The 14361-nt window shown below is 51.5% G+C and carries 16 protein-coding genes; 4 read left to right on the forward strand and 12 right to left on the reverse strand.

The genetic code is table 11. The features are described from left to right. Positions 1 to 8: 8 nt before the first annotated feature. The 6 genes from EV680_RS05035 to dapA form a co-directional block, all read right to left on the reverse strand. A complete protein-coding gene (locus tag EV680_RS05035) occupies positions 9 to 308 on the reverse strand; it encodes an AzlD family protein (protein WP_132953652.1) in 300 nt (99 codons plus the stop codon). Continuing rightward, positions 305 to 1039, reverse strand: coding sequence for an AzlC family ABC transporter permease (locus EV680_RS05040; RefSeq protein WP_132953653.1), 735 nt, complete (start codon positions 1037 to 1039; stop codon positions 305 to 307). The genes EV680_RS05035 and EV680_RS05040 overlap by 4 nt, the downstream gene beginning before the upstream one ends. Before the next feature lie 231 nt (positions 1040 to 1270). Next, on the reverse strand, positions 1271 to 1876 hold the full coding sequence (rdgB, locus tag EV680_RS05045) for an RdgB/HAM1 family non-canonical purine NTP pyrophosphatase (RefSeq protein WP_132953654.1): 606 nt from the start codon (positions 1874 to 1876) through the stop codon (positions 1271 to 1273). Beyond that, on the reverse strand, positions 1869 to 2111 hold the full coding sequence (locus EV680_RS05050; protein WP_132953655.1) for an NGO_0222 family membrane protein: 243 nt from the start codon (positions 2109 to 2111) through the stop codon (positions 1869 to 1871). The genes rdgB and EV680_RS05050 overlap by 8 nt, the downstream gene beginning before the upstream one ends. A gap of 100 nt (positions 2112 to 2211) precedes the next feature. Beyond that, positions 2212 to 3333, reverse strand: a complete 1122-nt coding sequence (gene bamC, locus EV680_RS05055) for an outer membrane protein assembly factor BamC (RefSeq protein ID WP_132953656.1) — start codon at positions 3331 to 3333, stop codon at positions 2212 to 2214. Positions 3334 to 3347: 14 nt separating this feature from the next. Continuing rightward, on the reverse strand, positions 3348 to 4223 hold the full coding sequence (dapA, locus tag EV680_RS05060) for a 4-hydroxy-tetrahydrodipicolinate synthase (RefSeq protein ID WP_132953657.1): 876 nt from the start codon (positions 4221 to 4223) through the stop codon (positions 3348 to 3350). Positions 4224 to 4469: 246 nt separating this feature from the next. Here dapA and EV680_RS05065 point away from each other — a divergent pair, with 246 nt between their 5' ends. After that, positions 4470 to 5858, forward strand: a complete 1389-nt coding sequence (locus tag EV680_RS05065; RefSeq protein WP_132953658.1) for a nucleobase:cation symporter-2 family protein — start codon at positions 4470 to 4472, stop codon at positions 5856 to 5858. 113 nt (positions 5859 to 5971) lie between these two features. Here the strand turns inward: EV680_RS05065 and tauC are convergent, their stop codons facing one another. Genes tauC through tauD form a run of 4 tightly spaced genes read right to left on the reverse strand, consistent with a single transcriptional unit; the run spans position 5972 to position 9570 of the window. Then, a complete protein-coding gene (gene tauC, locus EV680_RS05070) occupies positions 5972 to 6850 on the reverse strand; it encodes a taurine ABC transporter permease TauC (RefSeq protein WP_132953659.1) in 879 nt (292 codons plus the stop codon). Continuing rightward, positions 6850 to 7641, reverse strand: a complete 792-nt coding sequence (locus tag EV680_RS05075; RefSeq protein WP_132953660.1) for a taurine ABC transporter ATP-binding protein — start codon at positions 7639 to 7641, stop codon at positions 6850 to 6852. Before EV680_RS05075 ends, tauC begins: the two co-directional genes overlap by 1 nt. 10 nt (positions 7642 to 7651) lie before the next feature. Next, positions 7652 to 8668: a taurine ABC transporter substrate-binding protein gene (gene tauA / locus EV680_RS05080; protein WP_132953661.1), complete on the reverse strand. Its 1017-nt coding sequence runs from the start codon at positions 8666 to 8668 to the stop codon at positions 7652 to 7654. Positions 8669 to 8706: 38 nt separating this feature from the next. Then, entirely contained in the window at positions 8707 to 9570 is an 864-nt protein-coding gene (tauD, locus tag EV680_RS05085; RefSeq protein WP_132953662.1) for a taurine dioxygenase, read from the reverse strand. Between the two features lie 266 nt (positions 9571 to 9836). On the opposite strand from tauD, the gene greB reads away from it, so the two are divergent. After that, positions 9837 to 10340 (forward strand): transcription elongation factor GreB, encoded by a 504-nt coding sequence (greB, locus tag EV680_RS05090; RefSeq protein WP_132953694.1) that lies wholly within the window; start codon positions 9837 to 9839, stop codon positions 10338 to 10340. Positions 10341 to 10405: 65 nt separating this feature from the next. Here greB and ykgO read toward each other — a convergent pair whose 3' ends face one another. Next, positions 10406 to 10531 (reverse strand): type B 50S ribosomal protein L36, encoded by a 126-nt coding sequence (gene ykgO / locus EV680_RS05095; RefSeq protein WP_132953663.1) that lies wholly within the window; start codon positions 10529 to 10531, stop codon positions 10406 to 10408. After that, a complete protein-coding gene (locus EV680_RS05100) occupies positions 10531 to 10806 on the reverse strand; it encodes a type B 50S ribosomal protein L31 (protein ID WP_132953664.1) in 276 nt (91 codons plus the stop codon). The genes ykgO and EV680_RS05100 overlap by 1 nt, the downstream gene beginning before the upstream one ends. Before the next feature lie 211 nt (positions 10807 to 11017). Between EV680_RS05100 and EV680_RS05105 the strand changes: the two genes are divergently transcribed. Further along, on the forward strand, positions 11018 to 13021 hold the full coding sequence (locus EV680_RS05105; protein ID WP_132953665.1) for a type I restriction-modification system subunit M: 2004 nt from the start codon (positions 11018 to 11020) through the stop codon (positions 13019 to 13021). Positions 13022 to 13023: 2 nt separating this feature from the next. Continuing rightward, complete coding sequence (locus EV680_RS05110) at positions 13024 to 14295, forward strand: restriction endonuclease subunit S (RefSeq protein ID WP_132953666.1); 1272 nt, start codon at positions 13024 to 13026, stop codon at positions 14293 to 14295. The last annotated feature ends 66 nt before the right edge of the window (positions 14296 to 14361 follow it).

The raw sequence follows: 14361 nt of genomic DNA on the forward strand, positions 1-14361 counted from the left end.
ACCGGCCATTAATTCATCCAATAGCCCAGAAGCCCGCTGGACGCCACCGCAATCAGCACCGTGGGCAGCATGGAAAAACGGCTGGCGGCGATAAGTGTGATCACCAATGCCAGCAATTCATGCGGCTTGTCCGACACAAAATGTGGGGTAATCACGGCAATCAGCACGCAGCCGGGCGCCGCTTCCATCACCGCCGCCGCGCGCGGGCTGAGGGTGCGGTGGCGCAGCGCGAGAAAGCCGATCAGGCGGGTGGAGTAAGTGGCGGCGAGCATGCCCAAAATGGTGAGGAAAGAAGCCCAGCTGATCATGCTTCGGCGCTCCAAAAATAAGCAGCCAGCAAGCCGGCCAGCGCGCCGGCCGGCACATACCAAGCGCCCTCGGTGAATAAATACACCGGCGCGGCCACCAAAAGGCTAACCAACCAAGGGCGTGCGGCGGCAAAACCTTTCCACATGCTGCGTAGCAGCACTAAAAACACCGCCGGAAAAGCCATGCCGAAGCCCAACGCCTCCACATTGCCCAGCGTGGGGCCGATGGCGGTGCCCAGTGTGGTGAAAAAAATCCACATTACATAAAGCGTGAGGCTCACGCCCATATAATAAGCCAGGCTGAAGGCGGGCAGGCCGCGCGCTTTGCGTTTGTTGGCATCGGTGATGCTCATGGCCCAGCTTTCATCGGTCATGAAAAAAAGCGCCGGCAGGGCTTTTTTTAGCGGCATTTGGCGCATATAAGGCGTGAGCGCCGCGCCCATCAGAATATGGCGGGTGTTGATCATCAGGGTAACGGCGATAATCAGTAAAGAGGGCAGCGGGTCGCCCCACAAACCCACGGCGGCAAATTCGGAGCCGCCGGCAAAATTCAGCCCCGTCATCAGCGGCATTTCCAGCACACTCATGCCTTTTTGCGCGCCTTGCACGCCTAAAATCAGCGCCAAAGGAAGCAAGCCTATCAACATGGGCAGGCTTTCTTTCACGCCGCGACGGAATTCGGTGTGCGGCGAGGTGTCGGCGGGCAAGGTGGCTGGGGCGCTCGGGGGCATGGTGGCTTTCTGGTGAAATGGCGCTTATTATAGTGAAATGAATAAAAATGTGCTACGGCCTTACTGCGCCTTGTCGTGCTGTTTGAGGCTGGCTGAGTGACACCATTCAATTATTCATTTCATTGTGTATGTTTTGATTTTTATAATGGATGAGTAGCGTGTAGGCTACCGGCATCCGGCCTGCAATATTTTTGGCCGTCTGAAAGCTTTCAGACGGCCTTTGACTTATTTTTATGCCTGCGGGTAAAGCAGGTCGATTTTCTTTTTCAATTCTGCCAAAGCCAGGCCGCGGTGGCTGATTTGGTTTTTTACTTCGGGCGATAACTCGGCGGCGGTGCAGCCTTGTTCGGGCAGGTAGAAATGCGGGTCGTAGCCAAAGCCGTTGCTGCCGGCTGCTTCGGCCTGCCATTGGCCGCGCCAAATGCCCTCGGCGATAATCGGCTGCGGGTCGTTTTCGTGGCGCACCAGCACCAGCACACACACGTAATAGCAGCGTTTGTCGGCTTGATGCGCCAGCTCGGCCGACATTTTGGCATTGTTGGCGGCATCGGATTTGGGTGCGCTGCCGGCAAAGCGGGCAGAGTGAATGCCGGGCGCGCCGCCCAGCGCGTCGGCGCAGATGCCGGAATCATCGGCCAGCGCCGGCCGGCCGCTGTGTTTGGCCGCGTGGCGGGCTTTGGCAATGGCGTTTTCAATAAAGGTGGCATGCGGCTCGGGGCATTCGGGTACGTTGAATTCAGCTTGCGGCAACACGCGGATGCCTCGGCTGCCGAACCAGCGGCCGAATTCTTTGAGCTTGCCCCCGTTGCCGCTGGCCAACACGATTTCGTCAAACATTTTGCTGCTCCTGTGCGCGGCGTGCGGCAGCGATGGCTTTGTCGCGCGCGCTTTGGCGGGCATAAAGCGCCAAGCAGCCGATTTGGCCGAACACGGCACCAAAGGCAAACAAAAAGCTGGCCACTGCAAATTGGCGGCTTTCAATCGAGAGCAGCCAGCTGCCCAGCAGCACCAGCGCCATAAACAATAAGGTAAACAGGGCAATGCCGATTAAATAGGTTTTCCGTGCGCGCATATCTCGATATCGGTTGGTGAAATGGCTTGCATTATAGCGTTTATACGAAAGGCCGTCTGAAATGTTTCAGACGGCCTGTGTGGGTGCGGGCAGCTATCGCTTAACGCAATTCGGTGTGCAGGCGCGAGAGCCAAGTGGAGGCATCGCTGCCGCGGTAGGCGCTGCCGTCTTTATTGAGCAGGCTTAAGCGCGTGCCGCCGTTTACCGGCTCGGCATACACAATCATCTCGGGATACACGGTGGGCTCAACGGTTTTTTTGCCCATCATGCGGCTGAAAAAGCCCGGTTTTTTCGTGGCCACGGCTTGGCCTTCTTGCGGCGCGGGCTGCACCAAATAAGCGTGACGCTCGGCATTTTGGCCGATCACGGTTAAGCCTACGCGGTCGAGCGCCAGCGCGGTGCGGCGCCAATTGCGCTCGAAATCGCCGCTGAGCAGCAGGGTGTCGCCCTCAAGCTTGGCCAATTCGGCGCTGCCGCTGCGTGCCGGTGCGCTCTTGCCTAATTCGCTTTCAATCTGCTTGGCATCGGCGCCCAAGTATTGCATCACGCGGCCGAGGAAAGCGGCTTCCAGATTGGGATCGTTGGGGCGCGGCTGCCACATGGTGGTGTCTTTATTGCGGTCTGCATACACTTCCTGCATGCCGCGATGGCTGATAAAGATATCGGTGGTGCCGTTTTTGCCCGCTTCGATGCGGGTGATGAATTTATCGCGCTCGCTGGTGGAATACACGCCGCCGAGGCCTACTTTTTCAAAGATGCTGCGCAGGCCGTCTTGCGGGATTTTGGCGCGGTTTTCCGCCCAGTCGGTTTCCATTTGGCCGATGGCCGGCTCTTCAGAGCGAATGTCGAAACCGTTTTCCTGCCAGAATACTTTCAACAACGGCCAGATTTCGGCCGGGGTTTTGCCGTCGACCACAAGCCAGCGCTGGCTGCCTTCGCGCTCCATGTGCACGCCTTTCACACTTTGCAGCACGGCCTGATTAGCGGCTTGCTGCACGGCGGGGGTGCGGTTGATGTCGCTGGCGCGCACGGCGCCGGAGCCGGCGGGAATTTGATAGCGGTCGCCTTGATTGGGGTTGGTTAAATCGGGCGGCACTTCCAAATTGACAATTTTGCGGTTTTGCGTTTGATAATCGAGCTTGGGCTGCTCTTTGTTGCCGGAGCAGGCGGCCAAGCCGATCAGGGCGATGGCGGCGATGGCCGGTTTCATCTGTGCTTTCATGGGGTTTCCTGTGGTTAAATCAATTTGGCTGCGGCCAGGGCACTGCGTACTTTGGCTTGGCCCTCGGCGGAAAGTTCAATAATCGGCAGGCGCACATGGGCTTCGCATTTGCCCAGTGCGGCTGCGGCCCATTTGGGGGCGGCGGGGCTGGGCTCGCAAAACATCACGTCGTAAAGCGGCACCAGCTGCGCATTGAGGGCGCGCGCTTCTTCGAGGCGGCCGGCGAGCGCCGCGCGGCACATGTCGGCAAAAAGCTTGGGCGCGGCATTGGCGGCTACGGTGATTACGCCGTGGCCGCCGCAAAACATAAAGGCCATGCCGGTGGGATCGTCGCCGGAATACACGGCGAAGCCTTCGGGCGCGCGGTTGATGAGGTCGATTTCGCGGCCGATGTCGCCGCTGGCTTCTTTCACGCCGATGATGTTGGGGATTTCGGCCAGGCGCAAGATGGTGTCGTTGTTGACGTTGACCACGGTGCGGCCGGGCACGTTATACACAATCATCGGAATGGTGGTGGCTTCGGCGATGGCTTTGAAATGGCGGTAGATGCCTTCTTGCGAAGGCTTATTGTAGTAGGGCACCACGGATAAGGTGTAATCCGCGCCCAAGCGCTCGGCGGCTTGGGAGAGTGTGATGGCTTCGGCGGTGTTGTTGGCACCGGTGCCGGCAATCACGGGCACGCGCTTGTTGACGTGTTTTACCGTGGCTTCGATCACGGCCAAATGCTCGTCCACCGCCAAAGTGGCGCTCTCGCCGGTGGTGCCCACGGCTACGATGCCGTCGGTGCCGCTTTCGATGTGCCAATCGATGAGGGATTTGAGTTGCTCGAAATGAACGCTGCCGTCGGAATGCATCGGGGTAATCAGGGCGACCAAGCTGCCTTTTAACATGCTTAAACCTTTATTTCTCGAAACGTTTGCTGAATATTTTTGCGATTGTAGCTTACTTTGCAGCATGTGTGAAACATTGCTTTCAGACGGCCTGCAAAGGTTTGCAAAGGTTTTGGAGCCGGTTTGCGAGGAAAGTGTGGCGGGTTTTCGGCGCAAGGGTTTAAAGGCCGTCTGAAAATTGAGTTGGCGGCTGAGATTGTATACAATAATGCGCTTACATTTCTTAGCATATTTTAAAGGACTATCATGGCCGCTCCCGCGCAAAAGCCTGCCGATTCCCCCGATTTGGTGTATCGGCTGGAAGACAAACCGCCGTTTATGAATGCGCTTTTGAGCGCGATCACGCATTTGCTGGCGATTTTTGTGCCGATGATTACGCCGGCGCTGATTGTGGGCGGCGCGCTGCAATTGCCGGTGGAAATGACGGCTTATTTGGTGTCGATGGCGATGGTGGCCTCGGGCATCGGCACTTATTTGCAGGTGCACCGTTTCGGCCCTGTCGGCTCGGGCATGTTGTCGATTCAATCGGTGAATTTTTCATTCGTTACCGTGATGATTGCGCTGGGACTGGGCATGAAAGAGGGCGGCATGGATGAAAATGCGATGATTTCCACCTTGCTCGGCGTGTCGTTTGTGGGCGCTTTTTTGGTGTGTTTCTCGGCTTGGCTTTTGCCTTATCTGAAAAAAGTGATCACGCCCACGGTGAGCGGTGTGGTGGTGATGATGATCGGTTTGAGTCTGGTGCATGTGGGCATCACCGATTTCGGCGGCGGCTTCGGTGCAAAGGCGGACGGCACCTTCGGCTCGGTGGAAAACTTGGGCTTGGCCTCGCTGGTGTTGGTGATTGTGCTGCTCTTCAACTGCATGAAAAACCCGCTTCTGCGCATGAGCGGCATCGCCATCGGCTTATTGGCGGGCTATATTGTGGCTTTGTTTATGGGCAAGGTGGATTTCTCGCCGTTGCAGAATCTGCCGCTGATTACCGTGCCGGTGCCGTTTAAATACGGCTTTGCGTTTGACTGGCATGCGTTTATCGTGGCCGGCACCATTTATTTGCTGAGCGTGTTTGAAGCGGTGGGCGATCTCACCGCCACGGCGATGGTGTCGGATCAGCCGATCGAGGGTGAGGAATACACCAAACGTTTGCGCGGCGGCGTGATGGCCGATGGCTTGGTGTCGGTGATTGCCACCGCGCTGGGCTCGCTGCCTTTGACCACGTTTGCGCAAAACAACGGCGTGATTCAGATGACGGGCGTGGCTTCGCGCCATGTGGGCAAATATATTGCCGCGATTTTGGTGCTGCTCGGCCTTTTTCCCGTGGTGGGGCGCGCGTTTACCACCATTCCCAGCCCGGTGCTCGGCGGCGCGATGGTGTTGATGTTCGGCCTGATTGCGATTGCCGGCGTGCGCATTTTGGTGAGCAACGGTATCCGCCGCCGCGAGGCGGTGATTGCCGCCACTTCGGTGGGGCTGGGCTTGGGCGTGGCGTTTGAGCCGGAAGTGTTTAAAAACCTACCGGTGCTGTTTCAAAATTCGATTTCCGCCGGCGGCATTGTGGCGGTGGTGCTCAACCTGATTCTGCCGCAAGACGCGAATGAAAAAGTGGTGTATTTGAGCGATGAATTAGAGCATTGATGGTGCGGGCAAGCAGGCCGTCTGAAAACTTTTCAGACGGCCTTTATTTTTTAGCAACTGTTTATGTGCTCGAAGCGGCGAAAAAAGATCGTAAACAGGTTTTTGGCGCTTCTTTACAGTTGCTGCCCATACCACGGTGAAAGTTGTTTTTGCAGATTGCGCAATAATAGTTCTAGTGCCACCGCCACCACGGCAATCACGATAATGCCGAGAATGACCGTATCGGTGATTAGAAACTGGGCGGCCGATTGCACCATAAAGCCGATGCCCCGGTCGGCAGCCACCAGCTCGGCGGCCACCAATGTCGACCAGCCCACGCCCAAACCGATGCGGATGCCGGTGATGATGTGCGGTAATGCGGTGGGCAGAATCACGTGCCTGAACACCTGCATGCGGCTTGCGCCCAAAGCCAATGCGGCACGCTCGCGGTTGAGCTGGTGGCTGCTGACGCCGTGGGCGCTGCTGATAATCACCGGCGCCAGCACCGAAAAGAAAATCAGCAATATTTTAGTGGTTTCGCCGATGCCGAACCAAATCACCAGCAAAGGCAGGTAGGCCAACGGCGGAATCGGCCGCAGTAATTCAATCAGCGGATCGACGACGGCGCGCACCCATTTATTCATGCCCATCCACAAGCCCAACGGAATGCCGATCATAATGGCGGCTAATAGTGCCGGTAATACGCGGCCGATACTGGCGGCCAGATGCTGCCATAAGGTGGCTTTCATAAAACCTTGTTGACTGACTTCGATAAATTTCTGCCACACGGCTTGCGGAGCGGGCAAAAACAGGGTAGGCACGATATGGAGTGCCGTGATGGCATACCAAAGCAACAGCAAACCCAACACGCTGGCGGTGCTGAGCGCCAATGTGCTGCGCCGTTGCAATTTGGTTATCAATTTGGCAGGCAGCGTTGCCGTCTGAAGTGGCGCGTGCGGGATAAAGGCGGACGTGTTGCCATCTGAATAAGTGGTGGGTTTGTCGGTATTCATTATGCGGCCTCATCTGCGGTTGGTTTTTTCTGGTTGCGCAAGTTTTCAAACAACTGTTCGCGCAGGCGGATGAATTCAGGGTCGGATTTAATCGCGCGCACCGGCTCGCCGTTGCGGTAGCGGACGGCAAAACCCGGTTGCAGTGTTTGTACGATTCTGCCCGGGCGAGCGGCCATCAATATCAGGCGCTCGCTGAGCAACAGGGCTTCTTCGATATCATGGGTTATCAGAAAAAAGGCTTTGTTTTGCTGCGCCCACAAATCCAGCACCAATTGCTGCATGTTTTCACGCGTAAAGGCATCCAGCGCGGCAAAAGGCTCGTCGAGCAGAATAAACGGCGCACGGCTGATTAAGGCGCGTGCAATGCCCACCCGTTGCTTCATGCCGCCTGAAAGTGCCCAAATATTGGCTTCGGCCACGTGGTCGAGGCCGATGGTTTGCAGAATATCCGCCACGGCTTCCCAAGCTTTCGGCTCGTTGACGCCTTGCAGCTTCAGCGCGAAACCAACGTTTTCAGCCACATTCAGCCACGGCATCAAGGCATGGTCTTGAAACACCACCGCGCGGCGGGCATCGGGGTGGACAGCGGCTTTGCCGTTGACTTTAATGCTGCCGGAATCAGGTTGTTGGAATCCGGCCAAGATATTCAGCAATGTGGTTTTACCGCAGCCTGATTCGCCCAGAATGACGGTGAGTGAGCCTTCATTTAGGTTGAGGTTGATGTTTTGCAATACGGTGTGCGGCTGGCCGGGGAAAGTCAGGCTGATGTGTTCGGCGCTTAAAGTATGCATGGCGGATTCCTCAGGGTTGTAAAAAACGCACGTTGATGTGGTCGTGATAATCCGGCTTCACCTGATCTACTTTGCCTTGTGATTTCAAAAAATTGGCAGTATCGGCAATATTTTGGGCAAACTCGCCTTGCAACACTTCACGCTGCTGGAATTCGTTCAGATAAGTGTTGCCGGTGAGCAGCAGTGGGATATCGTTTGTGTTTGAGCCAGTGAGTGCGGCAATTTTCCGGGCGTGTTCGGCATTGTCGGCGAAGGCTTTGGGATTTTGATGGTAATCGCTAATCGATTTCAGCGTGGTTTGCACGAATGATTTCAGAAAATCAGGATTATTTTCAGCAAAATCGCGACGCACCACCCACAAATCATAAGTGGCCGCGCCTTGCTCGGCGAGCTTGCCCGAATCGGTGAGCACGGTGCCGTCGGCTTTTACTTTACCCAATACCGGCTCCCATACATAAGTGGCGTCAATGTCGCCACGCGCCCAGGCTGCTGCAATTTCAGGCGGCCTCAGGTTGATGATTTTGGTTTGGTCTTCACTGATGCCCCAATTTTTCAATGCGCAGAGCAGGCTGTAATGGGTGGTGGACACAAACGGCACGGCGATGGTTTTGCCGATTAAATCGCGCGGCTCTTTGATGCCTGAGCGGTTGCTGACCACCAGTGCTTCAGAGTCGCCCAAACGCGAGGTGATTAAAAATGTGTCGATGGGTAAATTACGGCTGGCGGCAGCGGCAAACGGGCTGGAGCCGATATTGCCGATAACCACGTTGCCCGAAGCCAGTGCATTGACCACATCGGAGCCTGAATCGAATTTTTTCCATTCAATGGCGCGATTGCTGTTGCGCTCATAATCGCCATCGGCTTGGGCAAGTTTGCCGGGGTCGACACCGGTTTGGTAGGCGATGACCACGGGTTGGCCGGCCGTGTCTGCCGGTGTAGCCTGATACCAAACAAAGCCGCCGATGGCCAGCACAGTCAGTGCGGTAATCCATAAAGGTGTGTGTTTACGTTTGTTTTTAAGGTTCATGATGTTTTCCTCACGGATTGATGATGCGTGTTGATGTGTTATGCGGCTTGGGTTTGTGGCGGGCGGTAAAACGGGCGGTCGCCGTTGATGGTGACGCGGTGCATAATCCGATGGGCATTGCCGTAATCAAACAGTGCTTTGTGTTGAGTGCTGCGGTTGTCCCAAATCGCCACATCGCCTTCCTGCCATTGCCAGCGCAGGGAAAATTCGGGTTGCGTGGCATGTCGACACAAAGCGGCTAACAAACGGTCACTTTCTTGCTCGCTCAATTCATTGATTCGGGTGGTAAAGCCTTCGCTGACAAACAATATCGGCTGCCCGGTAAGCGGGTGAGTGCGCACCACCGGATGGCTGATAGGCGGATTGGCGGCAAAAATATACTCCAGCTTTTGCCGTTCGGCCTCATCACGGGCAAAGCGTTCGGGTGGAAAAGATCGGCGGATATCGTGCAGAGCAGTGAGCGTGGTTAGTTGTTGCTGCAAATCGGTGTCGAGCGCGGCAAACGCCGCGGTGCCGCTGGCCCATAAAGTGTCGCCGCCCGCAGGTGGAATTTTCACAGCCCGCAGCACGCAACCCAGCGGTGGTGTTTCGCGGAAAGTGACATCGGTGTGCCAAAGCTCGTTATCGCGCAAATCCTGTTGCAGGCTGTCGAGCACCATCACTTCGGGCGCATCCGCCGCGGCAGGATAAATCGGGTGGATATGCAGTGAGCCGAAGCCGTGCGCCAGCGTCACTTGGGCTTGTGGCGTCAATTGCTGCCTGCGGAAGAAAATCACCTGGTAGTCAAGTAATGCCTGCTGAATCAGAGCAGTGGTTTCAGAATCAGTGCGGTTCAAGTCAATATTATGAATCACTGCGCCGATAGTGGCTTGAATCGGCGTAAGGTTTAAAGTGGCAGCCATAATGCTTTCCTTGTTTTATTGAGTGTTGATGGGAAAACTATAATCAAACAGGAGGTGAAATCAAAAGAATGAATTACTGTTAATTTATTCAATTCAGTTATATATGATTGAATTGAGGCCCAGATAAAAACAACAAGGCCGTCTGAAAGTTTTTCAGATGGCCAAGGTGTCAAGCCGAACCGATGAAATCCACCTATGCAAGCGGATTGGTTTGCGAAGGCAAAAAAGCGTTAGAATAAGCGCTTTCTTTTCAGACGGCCTTTATGATGAACGACGCCCCCGCATCCCCCCCGAAAAACTACATCACCCCCACAGGCTGGCAGGCGCTGAAAGACGAGCTTTACCAATTGGTGCACAAAGAGCGCCCCGAAATCGTGCAAGTGGTGAATTGGGCCGCAAGCAATGGCGACCGCAGTGAAAACGGCGATTATCTTTACGGCAAGCGGCGCATGCGCGAAATCGACCGGCGCATCCGCTTTTTAACCAAGCGGCTGGAAGCGGCGGTGGTGGTGGATCCGGAAACGCGCGAGCCCACAGATCAGGTGTTTTTCAGCGCCACGGTGGCATTGCTGCGCGGCGACGGCAGCGAGCAGACGGTGAAAATCGTAGGTGTGGACGAAATCGACACCGCGGCCAACAAAATTTCGTGGGTGTCGCCGCTGGCGCGTTGCCTGATTAAAGCGCGCGAGGGCGACGAAGTGGTGTTGCACGGGCCCGAAGGGCGCGAAACGATAGAGATTTTGTCGGTGCAATATTTGAAAATCGAATAAAAAGAGAGGCCGTCTGAAAAGTTTCAGACGGCCTCGTTGATGAGTTTGACATCATAATAAAAGCATCAGCGTTGGCGGGCTTTAAAGCGCGGATTGCTTTTGCAAATCACATAAACCTTGCCCTTGCGGCGCACCATTTGGCAATCGCGGTGGCGCGCCTTTGCGCTTTTCAGTGAAGACAACACCTGCATTATTTTTCCTTTCTGAATGAGCCGAGCATGGCTTGATAGCGCTGGTTGAATTTGCTGGCGCGCCCTTCGGTGTTGTGTTCGCGCTGCTTGCCGGTGTAGACCGGATGCGAGGCGGAAGAGGTGTCGAGCATAAACACGGGATATTCGCGGCCATCGTGCCACAGCATGGTTTTGCCGTGGGTGTCGGTGCAGGAGCGGATCAGCCAGCCTTCGTTGGCGCTGCTGTCGAAAAACAAAACGGTGCGATAGGTTTCGGGATGGGTATTCGGTTTCATTGCCGGCTTCCTTTTACTTTTAAAGGGCTATTTGCATTTTAAGGTGGGATTTTTATAAATCTCACCTTATTCTTTTAACTCAACAAATTCTAAATTTGCAATCTAAGGTTGAAACTATTTAAATCGTTCAATTTTAAAATTTGCATTTCAAGGTTGAAAAATCTGCATTAATTGCATAATATTTAACTATTGCAAAATAAGGTTGAAAAAAATGGCTTCTGCACCAAACAATACTGAATCTACACTGGCAAGTTTTATTTGGAACAATGCGAATGATCTTTGGGGGGATTTTCCGCATACAGAGTTCGGTAAAATCATTTTGCCCTTTACGGTATTAAGACGTTTGGAATGTGTGCTTGAGCCAACGAAAGATGCTGTTCTCAATACTTATGAGCAATTCAAAGATCAAGGCATGGCGCTTGACGATATTCTTACTAACGTAAGCGGCAATCCATTTTATAACAAATCGACTTATAACCTTTCCAATTTAGGCGGTACAAAAACCAAAGCCAACCTTGAAGATTACATTTCTAATTTTTCTGAAAACGTGCGTGTAATCTTTGAACAGTTTGATTTCAATACAACAATTAATAAGCTTTCTAAAGCGAATTTACTGCTACGCATTTGCAATAATTTCGCTGCCATCGACTTACATCCGAATGTTGTTCCTGACCGCACCATGAGTAATGTCTATGAACATTTAATCGCTCGATTTGGTGCAGAAGTCGGTACGGGGTCAGAGGACTTTATGACCCCGCGTGATATTGTACATTTGGCAGCGATTTTATTGCTTGAGCCTGATAATGAGCTGTTTGAACAAAAGAATGGTTTAATCCGCACTATTTATGATCAAACCTGTGGTACATCGGGCTTCCTAACCGACATGATGAACTATGTAGACGGTTTTAAGGACCGCTATAAAATTGCCCCTGTACTTGTACCCCACGGACAGGAATTGCAGCCTGAAACTCATGCGGTCGCATTGGGTTCAATGTTGCTCAAAAAACTGGAATCTGACCCAAGCCGTGATTTATCACAAAATATTAAATTGGGCAGTACCCTCAGTAATGACTTATTTGCAGGGCAGCGTTTCCACTATCAATGCTCTAACCCACCTTTCGGTATGTCATGGGCGAAGGATGCCAGTGCGGTTCAATTAGAGCATAAAGAAAAAGGCTTAAATGGGCGTTTTGGTGCGGGTTTGCCTAAAGCCAGTGACGGCTCAATGCTGTTTTTACAAAACCTAATTTCCAAACTAGAACTACCTGAAAATGGTGGTGGTCGTGGTGCGATTGTACTATCAGGCTCACCATTGTTTAACGGTGGTGCAGGCTCAGGCGAGTCAGAAATTAGACGCTTTATTTTAGAAAATGATTATCTCGAAGCAATTGTGGCATTGCCGACTGATATTTTCTTCCGTACAGGCATTGGAACGTATATTTGGTTGATTTCAAACCGTAAACCTGAACAGCGCAAAGGCAAAGTACAGCTCATTGATGCAACAGGTATGGGTTCATCTATGCGCAAAAATGAGGGCAACAAGCGCAAGTTTATTGACCAAAACTCGATTGATGAAATTAGCCGTATTTATGCCGACTTTGAAGAAAGTTCGGTCAGTAAGATTTTTGATTACACTGACTTTGGCTATCGCCGAGTAAAAGTCTTGCGCCCTCTACGGATTGATCTTCAATTTGATGCGGAAAAACTGGAATCGTTTAAAGCATCGAAAGAGTTTGGCAAGTTATCCGACAGCGACCAAAACACGGTATCAGCTTATATTGAACAGCAGTTTGGTGACAGCAAAGACTATGCTTGGTTTGAGAATACATTCCTGAAAAAACTACCACTCAGCAAAGTCAGCAAAGGCTTAAAAAATGCTTTGATCGCTGCGTTTGGGGTGCAAAATCCTGATGCCGAAGCCGTAGAAATTAATGGTGAAGTACAAATGGACAGTGACCTCACCGACTATGAAAATATTCCTTTAAATCAAAATATTGAGGACTATATGGCGAAAGAGGTACTTCCTCATGCGCCTGATGCGGTAATTGATACCAGTTATACCGATGCCAAAGACGGTCAAGTGGGTGTGGTGGGTTATGAAATTAACTTTAACCGTTATTTTTATGTGTTTGAGCAGCCACGCCACCCGAATGAGATTATGGCTGAGATTAAAGAGCTGTCTGCCGAAGTGGCGCAATTGCTTGGGGAGGTTTAAAAATGGAATTTAAACAATACCCAAGTTATAAAAATAGCGGTGTGGAATGGTTAGGGGGAGTGCCTGAACATTGGGTTGGCTCTAAATTTAAGTATATATTTCAAGAGAAACAACACACAAAAAACATGAACCTTCCATTTGGGGCTATTAGCTTTGGTTCGGTTGTTTATAAAGAAGATAAAGCAAACTTAACAGATGAATTGAAAGAAAATTATCAAGAGGTATTACAGGGTGAGTTTTTAGTAAACCCGTTAAATCTAAATTATGACTTAAAAAGTCTGCGAACAGCTTTATCTAAAATAGATGTAGTTGTTAGCTCAGGTTATTTCGTTCTAAAGTTAAAAAACAATACTTTTAATAAAAGATATTTAGAGTATCTGCTTTATATATTTGATATTAGGAAAATGAAAACCTTGGGTGCGGGGATACGTCAAACACTCACATTTAGGGATATGGCTGTGTGTGATGTAGCAATTCCTAGTGCTTGTGAACAAACCCAAATCGCATCCTTCCTCGACTACGAAACCTTCCGTATCGACAACTTAATTGCCAAGCAAGAAAAGTTAATCGAACTTTTAGAAGAACAGCGTAAGTCGATTATTTCTCATGCTGTGACTAAAGGTTTAAACCCAAATGCACCAATGAAAGACAGTGGTGTTGAATGGTTGGGGGAAGTGCCTGAGCATTGGCAACAAAAACCTATTTGGAGTTTATTTAAGCGTATTAAAAGGACTAACTTTCCAACTGAACGCTTACTTTCTGTTTACCGTGATTATGGTGTTATTCCTAAAGATAGTAGGGATGATAATCATAATAGAGCATCAGAAGATTTAACTCCTTATCAGCTTGTATGTGCAAATGATCTTGTCATCAATAAAATGAAAGCATGGCAAGGCTCTATTGCTATCTCTGAGTTAAGAGGTATTGTTAGCCCTGCATATTATATTTACCAACCTAAAGCTGAATATCACTCAAAATATATTCATTTTCTGATTCGTTCTGCGTATTACATTCAAAGTTATAAAAACTATTCAAAAGGGATACGAGTTAATCAATGGGATTTGGAGAGCGAAGCATTTACCCATATTGACTTATTGCTTCCTTCTTTAGATGAACAACAAAAAATCGTTGCATTCCTCGACACCGAAACTGCCCGAATTGACAACCTCATTTCCAAACAAAAATCTTTAATCGAAAAACTTAAAGAATACCGTACTTCGATTATCTCCCATGCGGTTACAGGTAAAATTGACGTAAGGGAGTTTGGCGCATGATTTTTTTAACAAACACTATCTAAAGCCAATATGGAAATGCCTGAGTTATGGCATCAAGACCCGTTT

The sequence above is a fragment of the Uruburuella suis genome (assembly GCF_004341385.1).
Classification (GTDB): domain Bacteria; phylum Pseudomonadota; class Gammaproteobacteria; order Burkholderiales; family Neisseriaceae; genus Neisseria; species Neisseria suis.